This window comes from Actinosynnema pretiosum (assembly GCF_002354875.1).
In the GTDB taxonomy this organism is placed as follows: Bacteria; Actinomycetota; Actinomycetes; order Mycobacteriales; family Pseudonocardiaceae; genus Actinosynnema; species Actinosynnema auranticum.
In genome coordinates, this window is record NZ_CP023445.1 from 3,367,893 (window position 1) to 3,390,678 (window position 22,786).

Genomic DNA, 22,786 nt, shown 5'->3' on the forward strand with positions numbered 1-22,786 from the left:
CGGTTGCGCGCGGAACTCGGGTTGCGGGTGCCGGTTCGGGTGATCATGGAGAACCCGACGCCGAACGCCCTCGCCGCGCTGCTCGCCGATGCGGTCGCCTCGGCGGCGCGGTAGCCGCCCCCGGTCCCCTTTCGGACGGTGAGCGGGCGGTCACTTATGGAACAAAGTGGCACCACCGTGTTGATCCAGTCCGGGATGTTGAAACACTGACGCCTACTCACGTGCTGGACGACCTGCCTTGACCTGGGCGGGTGCCTGCTGTCGGGGAGGGCTTCATGAGCTGGTGGAGGCGTTTGCTGGGAATCCGGGAAAAGACCCAGGACGGGCAGCACCTGCCTGCGGTACCGGAAGCTCAGAAGACGGAGAACGAGTCCGAGAAGGCGGACGCGCCTGGCGCGCCCGCCGTGAGTGCTGTGAGTGAGGAGAAGGCGTTCGGCGGCACCGGGGAACCGGCGGCGCCGAACAACGAGGGGTGGAAGTCCGAAGCCCCTGGGATCGATGTTCCGAAGGCCGCCGAATCCAAGCCGGTGGTCGTGGAGAGCGCCGCGGTCGCGAAGGGCGCGGGCGAGGTCGAGGGGGATTCGGTGGACGCCGTGAAGCCCTCGGTGACGCCTGCGGCTCCCGAGGCCGTGGCCGAGGTCGTCGAGCCGGAGGCGGTCAAGGTCGACCCGCCGAAGGCTGACGTTCCTGCGGCGGTGACGCCCGAGGTCGTGACGCCCGAGGTCGTGACGCCCGAGGTCGTGACGCCCGAGGTCGTGACGCCTGAGGTTCAGGCACCTGTGGTCGAGGCTCCTGCGGTTGAGGCGCCGAAGGCCGAGGTGCCCGAGGTCGTCGCGCCGAAGGCGGAAGCGCCCAAGGTCGAGGTGCCCGAGGTCGAGGCGCCGAAGGCCGAGGTGCCCGTGGTCGAGGCCCCGAAGGTGGAAGCGCCCAAGGCGGTCGCTCCGGTGGCCGAGGTGTCCGAGGTCGTGGAGCCCGAGGTCGTGAAGACCGAGGTGTCCGAGCCCGAGGTCGTCGCGGTCGTCGAGAAGCCCGCCGAGGTCGTGGTCCCGGAGGTCGAGGCCCCCGTGGTCGAGGCCCCGGAGGCCAAGGTCGCGGAGCCCGAGGCCGTCGCCGAGGTCGTCGCCCAGGACGTCGAGAGCAGGAGCGCGGTGGCCGGCTGGCCCGTCGCGCAGCAGGCCGAGGCCGAGGCCGTCGTGGACGCGCCCGTGGTCGAGGCCCTGCCCGAGACGCCCGCCGAGCCGGTCGTGGAGGCGGAGGCCGTCGCGCCCGAGCCCACCGCGGTCCCGGAACCGCAGGCGGCGGTGGCTCCGGGGTCCGCCAGCGCCCTCAAGGGCTGGCGGGTCGCGGTCGACGGGAGCGGGGACGAGGTCGTCGCGCTCGCGGCGCTCGTCGCCGCGCACGGCGGCGCGGTCGCCAAGCGGATCACCCCGACCGTGCGGTTCATGATCGCCGAGAACCCGGATGCCGCCAGCGCGCCGCTGCGCCAGGTCCGGGACCTGGGCATCCAGATCCTCACGACGGCGCAGGCCCGCGAGCGCATCGAGCAGGCGGTCAACCCGCAGGCCGCGAGCGCCGCGAAGCCCGTGACGTCCGGCTGGCCGACGCTGGCCGCCGCCGTGGAGCTGCCGCGCGGTCAGGAGCTGCTCGACGCGTGGGAGCCCGCGCGCGACGCGGCCTCGCCGACCGCGGAGGAGGCCGCCGAGCTGGGGTCCGCCCTGCGCAAGGCCCTCACCGCGTACGGCAGCCCGGTCCCGGCCGCGATCACCGACCTCGACCGGTTGGCCAAGGCCGCCGGTCAGGTCCGCGACCGGTTCTTCGCCGACTGGCTCCCGGTGCTCAACGAGCACCGCACGGCCAAGCGCGACGACGACGCCCTGGAGCTGCTCCTGGTCGTCGTCGAGGCGGCCGAGCGGCACGCGGCCGTGGCGGGCACCGCGCCCGTCCCCGTGTACACCGAGCGCGCGGCCGTGATCCTGCGGCGGCGCAAGGACTACGCGGGCGAGGTCGAGCTCCTGGAGCGCTGGGTCCGGGCCAACCCGGAGCCGGTGCCCGCGACCGACAAGCTGGCCCAGCGCCTCGAGTCGGTCCGCAAGCTCCAGAGCAAGGGCAGGTGACCGGAGCGCGGGCGTCGCGGCACCCCGCCGCGGCGCCCGCGCCCCGTCAGACCTGGAGACCGGTCGGCTCCCGCTCGTCCGCGCACTGCTCCGGCACGAGCACCGCCGACAGGTCCGCCACCCCGCCGAACGCCTCCAGCACGCGCAGGTTCCGCACGTCCGCGCGCGCGTGCGGCAGCAGCGGCCTGCGGTGCCGCAGCGGCACCACCACCGCCTCGTCCAGCACCAACCGCTGCGCCTCCCGCGCCGCCGCGCCCGCCCGCTCCGGGTCGTCCTGCGCGGCCAGCGCCGCCTCGACCAGCGCGTCCGCCCTCGCCAGCCCGTGCCCGCCGGGGTTCGCGACCCCCGTCGAGTGGCACAGCGGCAGCAGGAACGCCCGCGCGTTGCCCCGCGCCCAGTCCGGCAGCCACGTGCCCAGCAGCAGGTCCCACTCCCCGGCCTCGGCCCGCGACCGGTCGGCCAGCAGCGCCGCGTGCTCGGCCTGCGGCAGCGCGCGGGCCAGCACGTCCAGGCCCGCCGCCATCAGCTCGGCGGCCACCGCGACCGCCGTGTCGTAGCCCTCCGGCGTGTCCGGGTGGATCATCGTCAGGGTCAGCGGCGGCGGGAGGAGCAGCGGGCCGCGCTCCGGCGGGGCCGCGTCATCGGGCGGGGCGCCGGCGTCGGGCGGGACCAGCCAGTGCGCGCCGCGCCGCACCGCGCCCGCCACGGCCGAGCGCACCACCCGGTCCCGCAGCGGGCCGCGCGGGTTCAGCGCCAGGTAGTCCACGCCCAGCAGCGGCGAGCACTCGTCCCTGCCCACCACGCGTTCGCCGGTCAGGTCCAGGTGCGGGTCGTCGTCCAGCGCGCTGACCAGCACCGATCCGGGCACGCGGGCGCGCACCGGGTCGCTGGCCGCGCGCCAGGCCGGGTTGTGCTCCAGCCGCACCGCGTCGCCGGTGACCAGCGCCACCCGGTACGGGCCGGTGCTGCGCAGGTTGTGGCGGGCCTCGCGGCTGTCGGGCAGGAACGCGTCGTACTCGGCGGGGGCGGGGGCGGCGCAGGGCAGCGCCAGCAGGTCCGCGAACTCGGCGGCCGGGTGCAGCAGCTCCACGAGCACGGTCCGCCCGTCCAGCGCCCGCACGCCCGCGATGTCGTGCGCTGCGGCGTGCTCGGCCAGGTCGGCGGCGGTGCGCAGGGTGGCGGGGTGGCCGTCGCGGTAGGCGGTCATGCCCCGGATCGTGCTCAGGAAGTAGGGCAGCGCGGTCGAGGTGTGGTGCGGCGCGCACAGCCGCTTCAGGCCGCGCACCACGTCGTGCGCGGTCACCGCCCGCGCGGGGGAGGTGTCCCAGCGGACGTCGGCGCGCAGCCTGATCAGGTGCGCGGTCGGGCCGACCCGCTCGACGGACTCGGCCAGGTCCGGCACCGGCGCGCTGGACCCGTTCGGGTAGGCGAACAACCCGCGCGTGTGCAGCAGGGTCACCGGGAGCAGCGGGTGCCGGTGCGAGGCCACCGGTTCCGGCAGCTGCGGGAGCGCGCGCAGGCGCAGCACGCCGCCGAGGTGGGGCTGGGCCATCTGACGCGGTCCTCCAGCTGGATCGACTTCCTCGGAACCGTCCCGATTCGGCACGGCGGCGAACGTAGCACGGTGCGCGGGATTGTCCGCTCCGCCTTTCCGCCCGGCGCGGCGCGCGCTCGGACGCAACGCTGCCACCTGCGGCGGAAAGGGCGAAGGGGGATGCGGTGAATGCCCGCCCCTCGGGTGCCGGGCGGTTTTTCCGGCACCGCCGATACGTGGGCAAGATACTTCCAACGGGCTATTCGATCCCGCTTTCGGGTATTACTCGCCGTCACTATCCGGAGTGGTATTCCCCGGCGATGGAACCGCGCGCCCGCGTGCCGTGGTGCGAACGACCGGCGTGGGCTGTCGGACCCCGCCGCTAGCGTCCGATGCGGACGGACCGGGAACCGTCCGACGTGGACGGCGGCCAACCCGGCGTCGAGCGCGAACCACCCGACCGGGTGATCGACCGAACGCCCGGAATTGTCGGACCCCGTCTCTAGCGTCGGCCTCGACGTGCAGGACCGTCCGGAGAGGAACACCGAGGTGCCGCAGGAGAACGCAGGGGCAGCAGCGCGCGAGTGGCCCGACGAGGACGCGTTCGCGCCGGGCAGGCCGGCGCGGGCGCACCACCCCCGCCACGACCAGGACCCGCCCCGCTACCAGGCTCCGCCCGAGGCGCGGGGCGCGCTGGCCGGCCTGGTCGCGCGGCACCCGGACGTGCTCGCGAAGGCGCTCGCGCACTCGCAGTCCGACCCGGAGCTGGTGGCCTCGGCCCGGCGGCACCGCGACGGCTCGCCCGACCCGCTGGGCGCGGCCGTGCTGCTGGAGGTGCTCGCCGCGAACACCCCGCACCACCAGCGCGAGGTCCTCCGGCTCGTCGCGGCCGAGTGGGTGGTGGACCACGGGGTCGGGTTCGCGGCCCAGGCGGTCGTGGAGCTGGCCGAGGTGAGCGCCGAGCGGGTCGAGCGCTCGCTGGAGGGGCAGCTGCGCGTGGTGCGCCAGCGCGCGCCGGGCCGGTTCTCCTTCTACTGGCACGGCCTGCAGTGCGCCACCGAGGTCAGGCGCGCGCTCGCCCCGCTCGGGGACGAGGAGCACGCGCGGGTCGTCGCCCTGCTGGACGGGGTGCGCTCGCGCGGTCCGAAGGCCGGGGTCCTCGCCGCGTTCCTCGCGCCGACCGAGACGGGCTGGCTGGACGAGCTGCTGGCCGCGGGCGTGGCGCAGCGGGCGGACACCGTGGAGTCCGCCATGCTGCTCAGCTCCGCGAGCACGCGCGCGCAGGCCGAGCGGGTGCTCGCGGACGCGGGCACGTGGGGGCTGCACCGCGACCACCGGGTCGCCGCGACCCTGCTGCGCACCCTCGGGCCGGAGGCCGCGGGCGCGTTCATCGCCGCGTTCGACCGCGCCGACGCCGACACGACCCGCAAGCTCGCCGGGTACCTGGTCGCGATCCCCACCGACGAGGCGCTGCGCGCGCTGGTCGAGCGGGCCGAGGACCGGCGGGTGCGGCCACTGCTCCAGGAGGCCGTGCGGGCCTACCCGCGCCGCGCCGCCCGGCTGCTCGCCGAGTCCCTGGCGGGGGGCGGCAAGTCCGTCGACGCGCTGCTGCGCTCGCACCTGACGGCGTTCCCGGAGCTGGCCGACGAGGTGCTGCCGGGGCTGCCCGACGACCAGCGGGCCGCCGCCGAGGCGCTGCTGGTCCCCAGCGGGCCGGTGCTGCCGCAGGCCCCGCCCGAGCTGCTGCCCGAGGTGCTGACCAGCCCGCCGTGGACCAGACCCCGGCCCAAGGCCCCGCCCGCGCTGACCGACCTGGCCCCGGCCGGGGAGGCCGCGCTGGTGTGGAAGCCCGGCGAGGAGCGCGAGTGGGCGGCCGAGAGCGACCGCAACGTGCCGTACCACCGGACCGTCGACTGGGACCAGGAGCTGCGGCGCGGGCTCCAGCGCGTCGGCACGATCTCCTACATGACCCTGCTGCACGCGCCGGAGGAGGTGGCGCTGCCGCTGCTGGGGGCGTTCGTGCCCAAGCACAACTGGAACATCCACTCGTGGGGGCGGGCGCTCCTCGCCCGGTTCGGGCTGCGCGCGCTGGACCGGCTGCTGCTCGCGCCGGTCAACGCCGACGTGCTGCGGGTGTTCGCGCCGGTGCTCGACCAGCGGGTGGCCGACCTGATGGCCGACGCGCTCGGCAAGAAGAAGCTGCGCTGGCAGGGGTTGGCGTGGCTGGCCAGGCACGGCGCGGCGGCGCTGCCGTTCCTGCTGCCCGCGGCGCTCGGCAAGGCGGGCAGGGCGCGCGGCGCCGCGCGGGACGCGGTGGCGGTCGTCGCCGAGGCCGAGGGGCGGGACGTGGTGGTCGAGACGGCCCGCGCGCACTGGGGCGACCGGGCGGCCGAGGTGACCGCGCTGGTGCTGCGGATCGACCCGCTGACCGTGCTGCCGTCGAAGCTGCCCGCGCACCCGGCGTGGCTGGACGTGGCGACCCTGCCCGGCATCCGGGTGCGCGGCCACGAGCTGGCGCTGCCCTCCGGGTCGGCGGCCGACGTGGTCACGATGCTCATGCTGTGCTCGGCGGGGGAGCCGTACGCGGGGCTGGCGCAGGTCCGCGAGGCGTGCGACGGGAGGTCGCTGGCCGAGTTCGGCTGGGAGGTGTTCGACCGCTGGCGGCAGGCCGCGCTGCCGCCCAAGGACGGCTGGGCGCTGGCCGCGCTCGGCGCGGTCGGGGACGACGAGGTGGTGCGGCGGCTGTCGCCCCTGGTCAGGGCGTGGCCGGGGGAGGGCGGGCACACGCGCGCCGTGGCCGGGCTGGACGTGCTGGCCGACATCGGCACGGACGTGGCGCTCACCCACCTCAACGGCATCGCCGACAAGGCCCGGTTCGCCGGGTTGAAGAAGCGGGCCCGCGAGAAGATCGCGCAGGTCGCGGACAAGCTCGACCTGACCCCCGAGCAGCTGGCCGACCGGGTCGTGCCGCACTTCGACCTGTCCGGGTCCGAGGCGCTGGTGCTCGACTACGGGCCGCGCCGGTTCCTGGTCGGCTTCGACGAGCAGCTGCGGCCGACCGTGGCCGACGAGGACGGGGCCCGCCGCAAGGCGCTGCCCAAGCCGGGCGCGAAGGACGACGCGGAGCTGGCGCAGGCGGCGTGGGCGCGGTTCGCGGCGCTGAAGAAGGACCTGCGGGTGATCGCGGGCGACCAGGTGCGCAGGCTGGAGCGGGCCATGGTCGGCGGGCGCGCGTGGGGCGCGGACGAGTTCACCCGGTTCCTGGTGGGGCACCCGGTGCTGGTGCACCTGGTGCGCAGGCTGGTGTGGGTGGCCGTCGACGGGCAGGCGACCAGGTCGTTCCGGGTGGCCGAGGACAACACCCTCTCCGGTCCCGCCGACGAGCCGTTCGAACTGGTGGACGGCGAGCACGTGCTGGTGGCGCACCCGCTGCGCCTCGGCGGGGACCTGGCGGCCTGGTCGGAGCTGTTCGCGGACTACGAGATCCTGCAGCCGTTCCCCCAGCTCTCCCGCCCGGCCCACCGGCTGTCGGAGGAGGAGCGCGCGGACACCAGACTGCGGCGGTTCGAGGGCGCGAAGCTGCCGGTGCGCGAGGTGCTGTCCCTGCTGTCACGGGGTTGGCAGCGCACCGAGCCGCTGGACGGGGGCGTGGAACCGGGCCTGGTGAAGCCGGTGCCGGGCGGTCGGTACGCGGTGGTGACCCTGGATCCGGGGCTGGTCGCGGGGGACCTGGACGCGATCGGCGACGAGCAGGAGCTGAGCGAGGTCTTCCTGTCCGACGAGGCCCACGGGTACCGCTGGGGGCGAGAGCGGCAGCTGGGGCTGGGGGAGCTGGACGTGATCAGCGCGAGCGAGCTGGTGGAGGACTTCGTGGCGCTGACGGGGAGGACGGGTGGGTGATGGGGGCTGTGACCAGGTGAAGGAGCTGGCGGCGGGGCGCGGGCGAGGGGTGCCGGAGAGCGGCGAGCTGAGCTGGACGCAGGTGCCCTGACCAGGGGGCTCAGGGCGGGGTGGTGGCCGGGGTGAGCGGGTCGCGGCCACCGGACCCGCTCGTGGGACCGGTCCTGGTCAGGCTCCTGGGTGGGGCTCGGGAGGCTGCTCTCAAGGCTGCGGTCAGGGCTCCTCCGGGTCCGGCCCCAGGGTGAACCGGACCGTGGTGCCCACGCCCGGTTCCGAGTCGAGGGTCAGGACGCCTCCGTGCCTGGACACGATGCGTTCCACTATCGCCAGGCCCGCGCCGTGGCCGCCGCCGTAGGTTCCCCTGGGGTGCAGCCTGCGGAACAGGCGGAAGACCTCGCGCTGGTGGGTGGTCGGGATGCCTATGCCGTTGTCCCGCACGTGCACGACCCGGTCGTCTGTCAGGCCCACCTCCACGGTGCGGCCCGGCTCGTCCCTGGCGTACTTCGCGGCGTTCACCAGCAGGTTCACCAGGACCTCCTGCAGGCGGTCCGCGTCGGCCGAGACCATGGTGCCGGTCGGCGGGAGGCTGACCGACACGGCGCGCTCCTCCAGCCTCGGGCCCGCGATCTCCAGCGCGCGCTCGCAGGCCCCGCGCAGGTCCACCCACACCCGGCGCAGGTCGGCCTGGCCGAGCTGGGCGAAGTGCAGCAGGGAGTTGATCAGCTCGTCCATCCGGTGCGCCAGCGCCTGGATCGTGCCCAGCCTGCGCACCGTCACCTCGTCCAGCGCCTCGCCCGCGTCCTCGCCGATGAAGGCCGCCGCGTTCGAGATCCCGCGCAGCGGCTCCTTCATCTCGTGCGCCGCGACGTGCGTGAACGTGTCCAGGTCCGCGTTCACCCTGCGCAGCTCGTCGTTCAACCCCGTCAGGTGCGTGGTGTGCCTGAGCGCGACCGTGGTCACCGCGTGGCCGAACTCCACGGCCACCGCCTCGTCCGCCGCCGTCCACGGCAGGCACCTGCCGCGCACCACCGCCCGGTACACCGCCGACGACCCCCTCGGGGTCAGCCGCTCGCCGTGCGGGCCGAGGCGGACCGGCTCGTCGGGGTTCGTCGCCCACGTCCGGGACGCCCGGCGCTCCCGCCGCGTCCACGCCACCAGCTCGCTCCCGCCGTCCAGCGACAGCACCAGCGCCCCGCTCAGCTGCTCCGCGCACCACGCCAGCGCCGGGTCGTGCTCCGCCAGGCTCTCCGCCGCCCACACCTGCCCCGCCCGCAGCGGCGGCAGCGCCGCCCACAGGGCGTCCAGGGCCGCCTGCTCCGGCGGGTGCGGGCTGTCCGGCGCGGGCGCCGCCACACCGTTCAGGCGCAGCACCACCGCGTCCGCCTGGATCAGCTCCGCCAGCAGCGCGCCGCTCTCCAGCACCGACCGGACCACGTCCGCCTCCAGCCCCCCGACCAGCCGGGACAGCGCCGTCCGCGCCCCGTCCCGGCCGCGGGACGCCTGCGCCTCCTGCAGCGCGGCCAGCTGCAGCGACAGCGTCACCCCGAAGAACTCGCACGCCGCCCGCACCTCGGCTCCCAACCTGCGCGGTCGCAGGCCGTGGCAGGCGATCAGGCCCCACAGCTCGCCCTCGCGCAGCAGCGACACCGACATGGACGAGGTCACCCCGATGTTGCGCAGGTACTCCAGGTGGAACGGGGACACCGTGCGCAGCGTCGAGTCCGACAGGTCCAGCGGCTCGCTCGTGCCCGGCAGCGCGGGCGGGACCAGCGCGGCCGTCTCGTCGTCCACGTCCTGGATCACCCGGATCCAGTTGCGCTCGTACAACCGCCTCGCCTGCGGCGGGATGTCCGTCGCCGGGAACCACAGCCCCAGCCACGGCTCCAGCTCGTCGGACACCGACTCGGCGATCACCTCGCCCGGCCCGCCCGGCCCCTCGAAGCGGTACGCCACCACCCGGTCGTACCCGGTGAGCGCCCGGATCTCGGCCACCGCCGCCGCGCACACGTCCTCCACCGTGCGGCCGTGCTGCAACCGGGTCAGCGCCGCGCGCACCGCCGGGTAGAAGCGGGAGAACGCGAACGGCCGCTCGCCCGTCGGCGGCTCCAGCTCCAGGACCACGCGCCCGTCGGCCCGGTAGACGGTGACGTCGAACTCCCGCCCGCCCTCCGGCACCGCCAGGCTCAGCAGGCCCCGGTCGCCGGTGGGCGCCCCGAGGGTGGCGTCGACCGCGGCCACGCCCTCGGCGCCGACCAGCGCCTCCAGCGCGGACCCGACCAGGTCCCCCGGCTCGCGGCCGATGATCGACGCGCAGGTGGTGCTGGCGACCTCGATCAGCCCGTCCGCGCCCACCGCCAGCAGCGCGCCGTACGATTGGACGCCGCCCAGCCGGTGGATCGGCTCGTTCACGCAGACGGACAGGTCGAACGGCGCCCCGGACTCGGCCTCGGCCGCCAGGTCGCGGGCGCCGGGCAGCCACGACGAGGTGGGCTCCTCGGGGGTGTCGCCACCGGTTGTCATCGTGTCCCGCCTTCGGGTGTGGCCACGCCGACGCGGGGCGCGTGAACCGATTATCGTGCCGGAACCCTACAGTTGTGCAGCGCCGACGTCGCGGCGCTCGGAAGAGCGGAGACCCGGTGCCTGCGAACCCGTCGACCCCCTGGTCGACCCGGCTGCACGCGCTGTGGCGGTCGGCGTCGGACGCCATGAGCACCAAGGGGTTCTCCGAGGAGCTGTACTTCGGCCTGCTGTCGCTGCCCGGCGCGTGCGGCCTGGTCGGGGCCCGGTTCGGGCTGCGCGGCGAGGTGCAGATCGTGCGGTGGGCGGACCACGACGGGCTGGTCACCTCGCCGATCGGGCTCGCCGAGCAGCTCCTCGACTGGACCGCCGCGCACCCCGCGCGGCCGACCGAGAGCGTGCTGACGCCCCTGGACGAGCTGCGCCAGCAGTCGGCGGACCTCGCCGACCGGGTCGCGGCGATCGGGGCCACGGGGCTGCTGGTGACCTGGTTCGAGGTGTCCGCGGGCGAGTGGGGGCTGCTCGGGCTCGCCGTCTCGACGCCGGACGTGCACGCCGCGCCCGCCGACGCGGTCGGCATCGACATCGTCACCGCCATCCGGCAGGCCACCGACGTGATCGTCGCCGCCGACCACCACATCACCGAGCGCCGCGCCCTCGACGACCAGCAGGCCAGGGACGCGATCCTCGCCGAGGCCTCGCTGCGCATGGACGCCTCGCTCGACATCGAGGACACCCTGCGCGCCGTCGTGCGGATGGCCGTGCCCGGTCTCGCCGACGGGGCCGCGATCCACGCCGAGCGGGACGGGCGGATGGCGCTGATCGCCGTCGCGCACGTCGACGCGCGGCGCGAGCGGCGGCTCGGCGAGCACCTGCGGGCCGGGCGCTGGGCCGGCGAGCCGGTGGTGCTGGGGACCGACAGCTCCTCCTGGGATGAGGAGACGCGGCTGTCCGGGCTGCCCGACGAGGTCGGGCTGGAGCTGATGACCATCAGCGTGCTGCGGGCGCGCGGCCGGGTCGTCGGGATGCTCGCGTTCTTCCACCGGGACGGGTCGCCGCGCCGCCCGCTCGGGGCGTTCCTGCGGGACCTGGCAGGCCGCGCGGCGCTGTCCATCGACAACGCCACCCTGTACGAGCGGCGGCGGCGGGACGCGCTGTCGCTCCAGCAGCACCTGCTGCCGACCGTGCTGCCGGACGTGCCGGGGCTGGAGTTCGCGACCACCTACAACGTCGCCGACCACACCCTCGAGGTCGGCGGCGACTTCTACGGGGCGGTCGACCAGTCCGGCGGGCGGGTCACCGCGCTCATCGGCGACGTGTGCGGCCGCGGCGCGCCCGCCGCCGCGCTGACCGGGCTGGCCAGGCACACCCTGGAGACCGTGCTCGCGGAGGGGCGGTCGGCGCAGCACGCGGTGCGCACCCTCAACGACAAGATGCTGCGCATCGGGGTCACCCGCTTCCTGACCCTGGCCACGGCCACGTTCTGGGCGGCCGAGTCCGGCTTCCGGGTGCGGACCCTGTCGGCCGGGCACCCGCCGACCCTGCTGGTGCGCCGCGACGGCGTCGTGCGGGAGAGCCGCAGCACGGGCAGGCTGGTGGGTGTGCTCCCCGACCTGCGCCTGCGCACCGCCACCGACGTGCTGCGGCCCGGTGACGCGCTGGTGATGTACACGGACGGCCTGATCGAGGCCCGCGACGCCGAGGGGCGGTTCTTCGGGGACACCGACCTGGAGCCCACGCTCAGCAGGCTGCGGGACCTACCGCTGTCGGACCTGGCGTCGTCGCTGATCGCGGGCAGCGGCCGGTACCACATCGGCGACGACGCGGCGGTGCTCGCGATCCGGTGCACGGGGGCGCGGGCGCTGCGGGCCGAGCTGCCGCCCTCGGCGGCCGGGGACGCGGCGCTGGCGGCGGTGCGGGGGCTGCGGGGCGACTCGGCTCCGGCGGAGCTGCCCGAGCGGCTGGTGGCGTTCCTGGCGGAGTGCGCGCTGGAGGGCGTGAGCGCGGTGCGGGTGGCCGTGGACGGCGACGCCGAGTGGGCGCGCGTGGAGATCACTGGGGAAGGGCGCGTGGCGTGGGCCGAGCTGACGGACTGACCGCGCAGCGGCTGCTCCTGGTGGTGGAGGACAGCGAGGAGGACCGGGAGGCGATCGACCGCGCCCTGTCGCGCTCGCACCCCGAGCTGCTGCTGGAGTTCCTGCCGGACGGGGGCGACCTGCTGGCGCGGTTGCGCGACGGCTCGCGGTCCCGGCCGAACCTGATCCTGCTGGACCTGAACATGCCGGGGGTCGACGGGTACCGGCTGCTGGCGGACGTGCGGGCGGATCCGGAGCTGGCGTCGCTGACGGTGGTGGTGTTCACCTCGTCCACGGCGTCGGCGGACATCGACCGGTGTTACGCGGCGGGGGCGGACAGTTATGTGTACAAGCCGGTGAACTTCTCGCTGTTCCGGACCGTGCTGCAGGGCGCGGTGGATTACTGGCAGGACAACCCTCGGTAGGTCGGTTTCACCCGGTTGGGGTGGGGCGTCACTCTGGCGTGTGGGTGTGACGGAATTCCTGCTATAAGTGCGATGGCTTCAGTGTGGAATAAAATCAGTGGTGAGGCGGCCCGTGAGTGCCGGCTCACCCGAACGCCGGGTGATCCAGCGAGAGATCACCAACGGTGATGCTGGGTCCGTCTTGCGGCAGCGTTGGGGAGTCGCTTCCCCATGTGCCTGCGACCGCTCGGTCCCGAGTTCCTCCGCTGCGGCGGGCGTGCCGGTTCGCAAGGGGGATTCTCGTGATACGCAGGATGCTGCGTGAATTTGTGCTGCGCTCTTTAGCCGGTGCGCTGGTCGCTGCCTCGGTCACCGTGGCGCCGACGACCGCCGTGATCGCGCTGGCCGAACCGGGTGTCGCTGAACCGGTGGCCTGGTCGCCGCCGCAGGAGGCCAAGCGCACCGGGGCGAGCGGGCCGCCCGCCTCGGTGCGGCGTAGCAGCCCTCGGGGGAGCGCGAGTCCGAGCGGCGTGATGGAGCGACACCCGATCAGCGACCGCCTGGAGCTGATGGTCAACCTGTCCAACCGCAACGTGGTGCTGGCCTACCGCGAGTTGACGGTCAGGGGCACGGGGTTGCACCTGTCGGTGAACTGGTTCCTCAACACCCAGGAGGGGTATGGGAGTTGGGAGCGGGGCTATGACCGGATCGGGCTGGCTGGTGTCGCAGTCCGATCGCAACGGCAACGACGTGACCGTGGGCTACGCCTCCGACGGTCACGTCTCGTCCGTGACCGACTCGCAGGCGCGCGTGACGAACTTCGAGCACGACGCCGAGGGACGTCCGGCCTCCATCACCGATCCGGCGGGCGAGACCTACGGTCACCAAGCCGGGTGACGTCACCACCACCTACGCCGACAACCGCGTCACGGACGCCAACGGCCGTGCCGCCACCTACGAGTTCGACGACAGGGGCAGGCAGACCTCGATCACCGTGGTCAACGGCGACCGGGAACTGCTCACGGCCTCCTACCGGTTCACCCGGTCCGACGGCGCCGACACCGACCGGATCCAGTCCAAGACCGTCAAGGGCGTCACGACGGACTACGGCTACGACGCGCTGGGCAGGCTGACCTCGGCCGGTGCCGGGACCTACCGGCTGGACAACGCCTCCAACCTGCTCTCCGGTGAGGGACGCGGCTACGAGGTCAACGCCGCCGACCAGTACACGAAGATCAACGACATGGCGGTGGCCTTCGACGGGGCGGGCAACTACAAGTCCACCACGAACCCGGCGACGGGCTTCACCCACAGCCCCACCAACCAGGTGCGCACCGGGGACTACGAGGGCGCGCGGGTGATGGAGTTCGCCTACGACACCGCCGACCAGACCCAGCCGAACCAGATCACCGAGACCCCCACCGGCGGAAGTCGGGTCACGCACGTGTTCACCCGCACCGCGCTCGGGGTATCAGAGGTCGTGGACAACGGCGTGCGCTCGGGATTCACCCGTGACACCAAGGGGTTGCTGGTCGGGGTGAAGGACGGTTCGGGCGCGCGTTACGGGGCGGTGACCGACTATCAGGGCAGCGTTCTGGCACTGGTCGACGGGGGTGGTCTGATCGCCGCCGAGTACACCTACGCCCCGTACGGCGCGGTCACGGCCACCGGGGCCGCGGCGAAGGCCAACCCGTTCCGGTACCTGGGCGCCTACCAGTTGCAGCGGGGGCACTACCTGTTGGGCTACCGGGTGTACGACAGCGCGTTCGCCAGGTTCAGGTCGACCGACCCGACCGGGCAGGAGGCGAACCCGTACAACTACGCCCAGGGCGATCCGATCAACCGTAGTGATCCTACGGGTGGGTACAGCTCGGCCGACGCTGCCGGTGACGTGCTCGGAGCATTTGTCGGCGGAATTGTGGGTTTCGCTTTTGGTGTTGGCACGGGAAATGCAATTCTGGGGGCTGGTATCGCTTTTTGCTTCGGTGCTGCCATCTCGGAGGGGACGGTTAATACGCTGGAGAAGAAGCCGACGACTCCAGGTGACATGGCGTTAAAGTGTGCCGTCGGCCTTCCTGCGGCTGTACTTACCGCTCTCGGAAGCTGAGGGGAAATGTACTTTCCGAAGAGTCGTCGCGAAATAATTGAGATGACGGTCGTACTGCTGACCTCTTTTGGGGTGTCCATTTTGTCTCCCTCGCTTTCCGAGGGAAGGCTAGTGTTGGAACCGGTGCGAATTTTAATCTGGTGCCTAGTTGGCTACGTGATCTGCTGGGGTGCGGTGCTTGGAAGGCGCAGCAAGGGGGGTGGGTCACGGTAAAACTTTCTGTCTACCTGCCATTCTGGTGATTTCAGGACTGATTGCGAGAGCCTCTTTCTGCTGAGGGGGAAATAACCGCACCTTGAAATGGGGTGCGGTTATTTTCTTTTGAAAAGTATTTGGGGATGATTTTTTACTGCGGCGTTCCTGTTGTCCTGAGAGGGCTCGCTGGAGTGCGGTGCCTGAAGGTGATCAGTTATCCCCGGTGCACTGCCTAACATGGGCAGTGACGCCGACGTGCCCGCCTTCACCGCGCTCGTCAGCGCGGGCAGACTCTTGGTGGCTGGGCCGGGGTGTGCGAGTCGCCCGATCCTGGAGCAGGACAGTGCGCGGTGGGGGATGCTAATCATCCATTGTCACGGGGGCTGGCAAGGGGATCGGGGCGGGGATCGCGCGGCGGTTGGGGGCTGAGCGGGCAAACGTGGTCGTCGACTACGCCGTCGATCGTGGGGTCGCTGACGAGGTTGTCACGGGCATCCGCGCTGACGGTGGGCGGGCGGTCGCGGTGCGGGCCGACGTCGCCGATCCCGAGCAGGTCGGGGAGTTGTTCTCGGCCGCGCGTGCGGAGTTCGGGGTTGTCGACGTGCTGGTCAACAGCGCCGGGGTGGTGGTGTTCGGCCCCATCGGGTCCGTGGGGGTGGCGGACTTCCGGCGGCAGGTGGACACGAACTTCCTCGGGCCGGTGCTGACCACGCAGGCGTTCGCCGCGCAGCCGGACCTGTCGGGCGGGGTGATCGTGAACGTGTCGACCGCGGGCACCGTCGGGCTCCCGCCGCACGCCTCGGTGTACGTGGCCACCAAGAGCGCGCTGGAGGCGTTCACCGTGGTGGCCGCGAAGGAGTTGGGGCCGCAGGGGATTCGGGTGCTCGGGATCGCGCCCGGCGCCTCCGACACCGACGGGACCCGCGCCGCCGGGTTCGTCGGGTCGGCGCAGGCCGCTGCCACGGCCGCGCAGAACCCGTTGGGGCGCATCGGGGTTCCGGACGACTACGCGCCCGTCGTGGCGTTCCTGGTGTCCGACGAGGCCCGGTGGATCACCGGTGACGTGCTGCTGGTGTCGGGTGGGCAGCGGTGAGCGTGCTCAGCCTGGTTTGCGTCCATGCGGCGTAGAGCAGCGGGGACGCGGCCAGGAGCAGGCCGGGGAGCGGGGCGGCCAGGACGAAGAGCGCCGTTGTCAGCAGGACCGTGGTGCTGGCCAGGCTCAGCCACCAGCGCCTGGCCGCGCCCACCAGGCACGGGCGCAGCAGGAGGCGGGGGGCTGCGGACCCGGCGGCCAGGTGGGTCAGCACGGCCAGGGCGGTGGCGGTGACCAGGGTGGTGGCGCTGGTGAAGAACAGGGCCAGCGCCGGGCCCCAGCGGGTGCCCAGGAGGAACCTGGCGTCCAGGAACAGGATCGTCACCAGCGCTGCGGCGGTCAGCCAGGTCGTCGTGGCGGTGACGGCGGTGCGGCGCCACGTTGACCAGAACAGGCGGGTCGACGTGGCGTCCGGATCGGCGAAGCAGGCGAACGCTCCGGTCAGGGCCGGGCCGCACAGCCCGGACAGGAGCAGGAAGAACGGCCACGAACCCAGGGGATCCGCTACCAGGGCCAAGGCGAGAAGGAGCGGGGACAGGGCGGCGGTCAGGTTGAGGTTCACCAGCAGTGCCGCCCACACCAGGGCGAACAGGCGTTCCCAGGACCGCTGCGACACGCGGGTCAGCACCGTGGCCTAGCCCTTCAGGCCGGTGGTCGCCACGCCCTCGACGAAGTGCCGCTGCCCCAGCAGGAACACCGCCGCCACCGGGAGCACGGACAGCACCGCGCCGGTCATGATCATGGCGTACTCGGCCTCGAACTGGCCCACGAACGACCTCAGTCCCAGTTGGACGGTCCACAGCTCGTTGCTGGTCAGGTAGATGAACGGGCCCATGTAGTCGTTCCAGGTGTTCACGAACGTCAGCAGGGCCAGGCTCGCCAGCGCCGGCTTGGACAGCGGCAGCACGATCCTGAGGTAGATGCCGTGCTCGCTCAGGCCGTCGATGCGGGCCGCCTCGCACAGCTCGTCGGGAATGGTCAGGTAGTACTGGCGCATCAGGAAGACGCCGAACGCGCCGAACGCCTGGAGCAGGACGATCGACCACAGGGTGTTCGTCAGCCCGGCCTTCTGCATCATGATGTACTGCGGCACCATGTACGCCTGCCACGGCACGGCGATCGTCGCCAGGTAGGCCAGGAACAGCGCGTTCCGGCCGGGGAAGCGGACCTTGGCGAAGCCGTAGGCGGCGAAGCTGCCGGTGAGCACCTGGAGCGCGGTGATCACGACGGCGAGCAGCGCGGAGTTGCCCAGGTAGGCCAGGAACGGCACGCGGTCCCAGATCTCGGCGAAGTTGGACCAGCGCAGCTCCTCCGGTATCCAGCGGATCGGGGTGTTGAACACCTCGTTGTCGCGCTTGAGGGACGAGGACACCATCCAGGCGAACGGGATCAGCACCAGGGCGGCGATCGCGGTCATCGCGGTGTAGCCCAGGACGGCGCGCCAGCCGCCGGCGCGCTGCGGGGGCGGTGGGGTGGTGGGGGTGTCGGGCGGGGCTTCGCGCAGGGCGGTCACGGGGTGTGCCTCCGCTGGTTGAGGCGGAACTGGGCGGCGGTGACTACGAGGACCAGTGCGAACAGCAGCAGGGAGATCGCCGACGAGTAGCCGAACTCGCCCTCCCGGATGCCGACCCGGTAGACCAGCTGCGCCAGCACCAGGGTGCTGCGGCCGGGGCCGCCGTCGGTCATCACCACGATCAGGTCGAGCACCTTGAAGCTCTGGATGGTCAGCATGACCAGCACGAAGAACGTGGTGGGGCGCAGGCAGGGCAGGGTCACGTGGACGAAGCGCTGCCAGCGGTTCGCGCCGTCGACCCGCGCCGCCTCCTGGTACTCGGCGGGGATCGCCTGCAGGCCGGCCAGGTAGAGCACCATGTAGTAGCCCATGTCCCGCCACGCGCTGGTGAGGATCACGGCGGGCATGGACCAGGTGGTGCTGGTCGTCCAGCCGGGCGGGTCGGTGACGCCGAGCGCGCCGAGGAACTGGTTGACGGGGCCGGAGCTCGGGTCGAACAGCGCGTTCCACACCACGGCGACCGCGACGAGCGAGGTCACGTACGGGAAGAACGCGGCGGTGCGGAAGAAGCCGACGCCGCGCACCCGCCGGTTGAGCACCAGCGCCAGGCCGAGCGCGGCGACGAGGGTGAGCGGGATGTGGCCCGCCGCGTAGTAGAGGGTGTTGGTCAGCGCCACCCGGACGTTCTGGTCGGCCAGCATCCGGGCGAAGTTGTCCAGGCCGACCCAGCGCGGCGGGTTGTAGGAGTCCCACTCGGCGAACGCGAGCACGGCGGCGGCGAGCACCGGGACGAGGGTGAACAGGGCGAAGCCCAGGAAGTTCGGCAGGATGAAGCTCCAGCCGACGAGCGCGGCGCGCCGGTTCCGCCGCCTGCGCCTGGCGGCGCGGTCGGCGGCGGTCGGCGACGTGGTGGGGGCGGTGGTCGGCACGGGTCTACTCGGGGGCCTCGGTGCGCACGCGCTCGCCCATGTCGCGGATGCCGTCGGCGACGGACTTCTCACCGACCATGATCAGCTCGTGCTCCTCCTTGAGGATGGAGTCGACGGCGGAGCTGCGCTTGCTCACCGGCATCTCGAGTGCGACGTGGTCGGGGCGGAACGCGGCGGTGGACAGCTCGTCCTTCGCCATGCCGTCGAGCTGGAAGTAGGCGTCCGTCAGGGCTTCGCTGCGCAGGGCGGGCACGACGCCGACCTTGGTGATGGCCTTCGCGCCCTCCTCGCCCGCCGCGAAGGCGACGAACTCGCGGGCCAGATCGCTGTTGTCGGCGTTGCGGTTCGCGGCGAACGCGGTGGGGGAGCCGAAGGTGGTGACCTCGCCGCCCTTCGCGCGCTGGGGCAGCGGGGCGATGCCCCAGTCGACCCGGGAGTCGCCCTCCCGCTTGGCCTTGACGATGCTGGAGGTGTACCAGGTGCCCATCGGCAGCATGGCGGCCTTGGCCTTCTCGAACGTGCTGCGGTAGTCGGCCTGCTGGGTGGTGGCGGTGCCGTAGTCCAGGACCGAGCCCTCGGCCTGCATCCGCAGCGCGGTGGTGTACTGCTCGGTGAAGAAGCCGTAGTCGCCGCTCAGCTGGTCGCCGTCGTTCTGGGCCGCGGCAATGGCCTGGACCACCGAGCGCCACACGTGGTGGTAGGCGCCGAAGGTCTTGTCGCCGCCGCTGCCGGTGGTGAGCCTCTTCGCCGCGTCGGCGTACTCGGCCCAGGTCCAGTCCTCCGGCGCGGGGACGCCTGCCTGCTGGAACAGGGTCTTGTTGTAGTACAGCACCCAGAAGTCCTGGCGGTACGGGGCGGCGAAGTACCTGCCGTCGGACTCGAACGCCTCAAGTCCTCGCAGGCCCTGGGACTTCAGCGGCTCCACGAGGTCGGTGACGTCCTGGAGCTGGCCCCGGCTGGAGTGGCGGGCGTAGTCGGTGACGTTCTTCATGGTGATCACGTCGGTGCGGTCGCCGCCCGCGAGCATGGTGGTGACCTTCTCCGGGTAGTCGGCGGCGACGATGTCCACCGGCTTGACCGTCACGCCGGGGTTGGCCTGCTCGAAGGCGTCGAACAGGGCCTGGAACTCCGGGGTGCTGGCCAGGTTCCACACCGACACGGTGAGCGTGTTCGGGTCGGCGGTGGCGCCGGGGCCGCAGCCGGTGACCGCCAGGGAGAGGGCGGCGGCCAGCCCCGCCCAGCGTCGTGCCCGCGACCCGGCGCGGCGGTTCGGAATCATCGTTGACCCGTCCTCTCGGTGTGGTGCCGGTCCGCGGTCCTCGGTCTAGGGGCAGAACTCGCCCAGGTCGAGCGCGGTCGTGCGGCCGTCCGGCCAGGTGACGCGCAGGTCGGCGGCGGCCAGGTCGGTGGTGGGGGCGGTGGGTGGTTCGGTGGTTCGCGCCAGGCCGAGGACGTAGGCGCGCCAACGGCTGCGGGTGATCCGGCCGGTGGCGCACGGGGTGGCGCTGTGCGGGCCGAGCGGGCTGGCGTCGTGCTCGGAAAGCGCTTCCACGGTGTCGCCGGGCTCCGCGGTCAGCAGGGTGGAGACCTCGTCGCCGGTGGTGATCACGAGGCCGTGGGGGAGCGGGGACACCCGTGGTGGGGTGCGCGCGGCCAGCGGCCAGCCGCCGACGCGCAGCGCGGTGGCGGCGTCGAGCGCGCCGGGGTCGTCGGGCAGCGGGTCGACGCGGACGCAGCGCACCTCCCACGGGCCGCGCAGCAGCGACACCACCGTGATCAGCGCGGCGTCGGTGTGCGCGCCGGTGCGGCCGGAGCCGTGGTCGCGGGCGGGTGGCGCGTCGGCGAGCCAGTGCGCGCGGGCCCGCGACGCGCCCAGCGCGACGTGGCCGTCGTCGACCAGTCCGGTGCGCAGCAGCGACATCCCGGCGCGGTGGGTGGTGCGGCCCGAAGCGTCCAGCAGCGTCGCGGACTGGTCGGCCGGGGTGGTCCAGGCCCGCTCGGACAGCAGGGGCGCGGTGGCGGTGGAGTAGCCGAAGCGGGCGTACAGCGGGGAGTCGCCGACGTGCGCGCCCTCCTCGGCGTGGTCCGCGCCGTGGTTGACCACCCGGACCACGCCGTCCGCGCGGGTGCCGCTGACCAGCCAACCCGGCGCGGTGGCCACCCACAGCCGGTCGCCGGTCTCCACCGGCAGCGGCTCCTCCACCGCCCGCCACACCGGGTGCTCGGCGGGCAGCGCCAGGCCGAGCATCCCCTTGGCGGCCCAGTAGGGCGAGGACGGGCCGGAGTAGCTCTGGGCGATCCGGGGCCACGCGTGGTGCCAGCCGAGGGTGAGCAGGCCGCGCTCGTCCGGCGCGCCCCGGTCGGCGAAGTGCCGCACGATCCCGGACGCGGCGCGGCGCAGCAGCCCCGGCGGGGTGGAGGGGACCTCGGCGAGCGCGCCCACCCACAGCGGTGCGGCGGCGGCGAAGCGGTAGGTCAGGCTGCGGCCCTGGACCAGCGGGGAGCCGTCCGCGCCGATCAGGTCCACGTGGTCGCGCAGGTACCGGTCGAGGCGCTCAGCGTCCACAGCGGACCGGTCGGTGATCTCGCGGGCGCCGCGCATCCGGGACCACAGCACCGGGTACAGGTGCATCGCCCAGCCGTTGTAGTGGTCGAACGCGCGCTCGTCGCCGTCCGAGTACCAGGCGTCCGCGCGCAGGAACTCCTCGTGCAGCGCCAGGTCCGACTCGACGTCCTCGGCCCGCCACGGCCCGCCGACCGAGCGCAGGAAGGTCTGCACGACGACCCGGAACCACAGCCAGTTGCAGCGCGGGTAGGTGTCGTCGCCGACCACGGGGGACAGGTAGTCGATCACCCTGGCCCGCACGCGCTCGGGCAGCAGGTCCCACAGCCACGGCCGCGTCAGGTCCAGCACCAGCGCCAGCGAGGCGGCCTCCACCTTGGCCTGGGCGTGCTCGTCGGGCCGCGGCCAGCGCTCCGGGGACGCCGGGTCGACGCCGGACGCCAGTCCCCGCGCGTACCGCTCGGCCAGGTCGCCGGGGTCCTCACCGCGTTCCCCGGCCAGGCGGAAACCGGCCAGCAGGAACGTGCGGGCGAACCCCTCCAGGCCGTCCACGTCCGCGCCGAGGCCGCCGGTCGGGCCGGGCAGCGCGATCCGCGCGCCACCGGGCGAGGTCAGCGGGCGCAGCGCGCCCAGCATCCGGTCCGCGAGCGCGGTCCAGTGCCCGCGCGTCCAGCCGGTGAACGGGGACAGCTCCCGCGCGTCCGCGATCACGCGCTCACCCGCAGCCGCTCGGCCGTCACCGGCGACCTCGGCGGGCGCCCGTCCAGGTAGCGGGCCAGCTCCTCCAGGGCGCTGTCGCTCATCCGCCGCGCCTCCGAGCCCAGCGACCCGGCCACGTGCGGGGTGATCATCACGTTGGGCAGGTCGTAGAGCACCGAGGCGGCGGGCAGCGGCTCGGGCTCGGTGACGTCCAGGATCGCGTCCAGCCTGCCGCGCGCGCACTCGCGCTCCAGCGCCGCGGTGTCCAGCACGGCCCCGCGCGCGGTGTTGATCACGGTGGCGCCGTCGCGAAGCAGCGCCAGCTCCCGCTGCCCGATCAGGTTGCCGGTCGACGGCAGCGCGGGCAGGTGCAGCGACAGCACGTCGCACGCCCGCAGCAGGTCCGGCAGCGGCACCAGCTCCGCGCCCGCCGCGCGCACCTCGGCCGCGTCGGCGTGCGGGTCGGCCACCAGCACCCGGACCTCCAGCGCCCGCAGCATCGCCGCGACCCGCCTGCCCACGCGGGAGAACCCGACCAGCCCGATCACCCGGCCCCGGTTGGACAGCTCGCCGCGCGCACCCCGGTACGACCAGTCGGCGCGGTGCCGCCGGGCGTCCTGCGCCAGGAACGGCGCCTTCTTGCCCGCGAACACGATCGCGGCCAGCGTGTACTCGGCCACCGGGACCGCGTTGTCGTCGGCGGCCGTGGTGACCAGGATCCCCCGCTGCCACAGGGTTTCGCTCACCAGCGGCCGGACCGTGCCCGCGCAGTGGAACACCGCGCGCAGCTCGGGCGCGGCGGCCAGCCGCCCGGCGGTCAGCACGGGGCAGCCCCACGAGGTCAGCAGCACCTCGGCGCCGCGCAGCGCCCGCCGCGCGTCCGGCGAGTCCAGCTCGTCCACGCACACCGGGTCGGCGGCCTGCGCCAGCTCGCCCAGCCGCCGCAGCTGCGGGGCGTGGAACTGCGTCCGGAAGGTCGGGCCGTCCATCACCAGCAGGGCACGTGGTCGTCGTCGGGTCACGCCGATCCCTTCCGCCGGGCGAGGGGAGCCGTGGGGCCGATCGTGGGTGATCGGTTTTCCGACGTCAATCCCCCGCGCGCACGACCGATCACATGTGATCAGCCGCGCGCGGTGGGCAGAA

16 protein-coding genes are annotated in these 22,786 nt (G+C 73.4%); 8 read left to right on the forward strand and 8 right to left on the reverse strand.

Annotated elements, in window-relative coordinates; genetic code table 11:
* The first annotated feature begins 3 nt into the window (after positions 1 to 3).
* Together CNX65_RS14650 and CNX65_RS14655 are read left to right on the forward strand one after the other, a co-directional pair.
* Positions 4 to 114, forward strand: coding sequence for a phosphopantetheine-binding protein (locus tag CNX65_RS14650; RefSeq protein WP_096493470.1), 111 nt, complete (start codon positions 4 to 6; stop codon positions 112 to 114).
* 299 nt (positions 115 to 413) lie between these two features.
* Positions 414 to 2,114 carry a ribonuclease E domain-containing protein gene (locus tag CNX65_RS14655; protein WP_096493472.1) on the forward strand — a complete coding sequence of 567 codons (1,701 nt, stop codon included), beginning with the start codon at positions 414 to 416 and terminating at the stop codon, positions 2,112 to 2,114.
* A 46-nt stretch (positions 2,115 to 2,160) separates the two neighbouring features.
* Here CNX65_RS14655 and CNX65_RS14660 read toward each other — a convergent pair whose 3' ends face one another.
* The gene (locus CNX65_RS14660; RefSeq protein WP_096493474.1) at positions 2,161 to 3,666 is read right to left on the reverse strand and encodes an ABC transporter substrate-binding protein; all 1,506 of its coding nucleotides are present in this window, start codon (positions 3,664 to 3,666) and stop codon (positions 2,161 to 2,163) included.
* A 501-nt stretch (positions 3,667 to 4,167) separates the two neighbouring features.
* Between CNX65_RS14660 and CNX65_RS14665 the strand changes: the two genes are divergently transcribed.
* Positions 4,168 to 7,548: a DUF4132 domain-containing protein gene (locus CNX65_RS14665; protein ID WP_096493476.1), complete on the forward strand. Its 3,381-nt coding sequence runs from the start codon at positions 4,168 to 4,170 to the stop codon at positions 7,546 to 7,548.
* A 213-nt stretch (positions 7,549 to 7,761) separates the two neighbouring features.
* Here the strand turns inward: CNX65_RS14665 and CNX65_RS14670 are convergent, their stop codons facing one another.
* Positions 7,762 to 10,068 carry an ATP-binding protein gene (locus CNX65_RS14670; RefSeq protein WP_096493478.1) on the reverse strand — a complete coding sequence of 769 codons (2,307 nt, stop codon included), beginning with the start codon at positions 10,066 to 10,068 and terminating at the stop codon, positions 7,762 to 7,764.
* A 116-nt stretch (positions 10,069 to 10,184) separates the two neighbouring features.
* On the opposite strand from CNX65_RS14670, the gene CNX65_RS14675 reads away from it, so the two are divergent.
* From CNX65_RS14675 to CNX65_RS14700, 5 genes are all read left to right on the forward strand, one after another.
* Positions 10,185 to 12,161, forward strand: a complete 1,977-nt coding sequence (locus tag CNX65_RS14675; protein WP_096493480.1) for a PP2C family protein-serine/threonine phosphatase — start codon at positions 10,185 to 10,187, stop codon at positions 12,159 to 12,161.
* A complete protein-coding gene (locus CNX65_RS14680; protein WP_198320477.1) occupies positions 12,140 to 12,565 on the forward strand; it encodes a response regulator in 426 nt (141 codons plus the stop codon). The genes CNX65_RS14675 and CNX65_RS14680 overlap by 22 nt, the downstream gene beginning before the upstream one ends.
* 678 nt (positions 12,566 to 13,243) lie before the next feature.
* Positions 13,244 to 13,441 (forward strand): RHS repeat domain-containing protein, encoded by a 198-nt coding sequence (locus CNX65_RS14685; RefSeq protein WP_157767655.1) that lies wholly within the window; start codon positions 13,244 to 13,246, stop codon positions 13,439 to 13,441.
* A 97-nt stretch (positions 13,442 to 13,538) separates the two neighbouring features.
* The gene (locus CNX65_RS14690; RefSeq protein WP_096493484.1) at positions 13,539 to 14,651 is read left to right on the forward strand and encodes an RHS repeat-associated core domain-containing protein; all 1,113 of its coding nucleotides are present in this window, start codon (positions 13,539 to 13,541) and stop codon (positions 14,649 to 14,651) included.
* 565 nt (positions 14,652 to 15,216) lie between these two features.
* Positions 15,217 to 15,939, forward strand: coding sequence for an SDR family oxidoreductase (locus tag CNX65_RS14700; RefSeq protein WP_096493486.1), 723 nt, complete (start codon positions 15,217 to 15,219; stop codon positions 15,937 to 15,939).
* Here CNX65_RS14700 and CNX65_RS14705 read toward each other — a convergent pair.
* The 6 genes from CNX65_RS14705 to CNX65_RS14730 are packed head-to-tail and all read right to left on the reverse strand — an operon-like array spanning position 15,899 to position 22,665.
* Positions 15,899 to 16,555, reverse strand: a complete 657-nt coding sequence (locus CNX65_RS14705) for a hypothetical protein (RefSeq protein ID WP_157767656.1) — start codon at positions 16,553 to 16,555, stop codon at positions 15,899 to 15,901. The two genes, CNX65_RS14700 and CNX65_RS14705, sit on opposite strands and share 41 nt — an antisense overlap.
* An 18-nt stretch (positions 16,556 to 16,573) precedes the next feature.
* On the reverse strand, positions 16,574 to 17,452 hold the full coding sequence (locus CNX65_RS14710) for a carbohydrate ABC transporter permease (protein ID WP_096493490.1): 879 nt from the start codon (positions 17,450 to 17,452) through the stop codon (positions 16,574 to 16,576).
* Positions 17,449 to 18,381, reverse strand: a complete 933-nt coding sequence (locus CNX65_RS14715) for a carbohydrate ABC transporter permease (RefSeq protein ID WP_096493492.1) — start codon at positions 18,379 to 18,381, stop codon at positions 17,449 to 17,451. Before CNX65_RS14715 ends, CNX65_RS14710 begins: the two co-directional genes overlap by 4 nt.
* A 4-nt stretch (positions 18,382 to 18,385) precedes the next feature.
* Positions 18,386 to 19,660 (reverse strand): ABC transporter substrate-binding protein, encoded by a 1,275-nt coding sequence (locus tag CNX65_RS14720; RefSeq protein WP_096493494.1) that lies wholly within the window; start codon positions 19,658 to 19,660, stop codon positions 18,386 to 18,388.
* 45 nt (positions 19,661 to 19,705) lie between these two features.
* Positions 19,706 to 21,655 (reverse strand): DUF2264 domain-containing protein, encoded by a 1,950-nt coding sequence (locus CNX65_RS14725; RefSeq protein WP_096493496.1) that lies wholly within the window; start codon positions 21,653 to 21,655, stop codon positions 19,706 to 19,708.
* Complete coding sequence (locus tag CNX65_RS14730) at positions 21,652 to 22,665, reverse strand: hydroxyacid dehydrogenase (protein ID WP_232519841.1); 1,014 nt, start codon at positions 22,663 to 22,665, stop codon at positions 21,652 to 21,654. Before CNX65_RS14730 ends, CNX65_RS14725 begins: the two co-directional genes overlap by 4 nt.
* Between the last annotated feature and the right edge of the window lie 121 nt (positions 22,666 to 22,786).

Bases quoted from the DNA above. Each gene is read 5' to 3' on its own strand.
- CNX65_RS14660 (WP_096493474.1), bottom strand. From the start codon at position 3,666: ATGGCCCAGCCCCACCTCGGCGGCGTGCTGCGCCTGCGCGCGCTCCCG.
- CNX65_RS14670 (WP_096493478.1), bottom strand. From the start codon at position 10,068: ATGACAACCGGTGGCGACACCCCCGAGGAGCCCACCTCGTCGTGGCTG.
- CNX65_RS14685 (WP_157767655.1), top strand. From the start codon at position 13,244: ATGACCGGATCGGGCTGGCTGGTGTCGCAGTCCGATCGCAACGGCAAC.
- CNX65_RS14720 (WP_096493494.1), bottom strand. From the start codon at position 19,660: ATGATTCCGAACCGCCGCGCCGGGTCGCGGGCACGACGCTGGGCGGGG.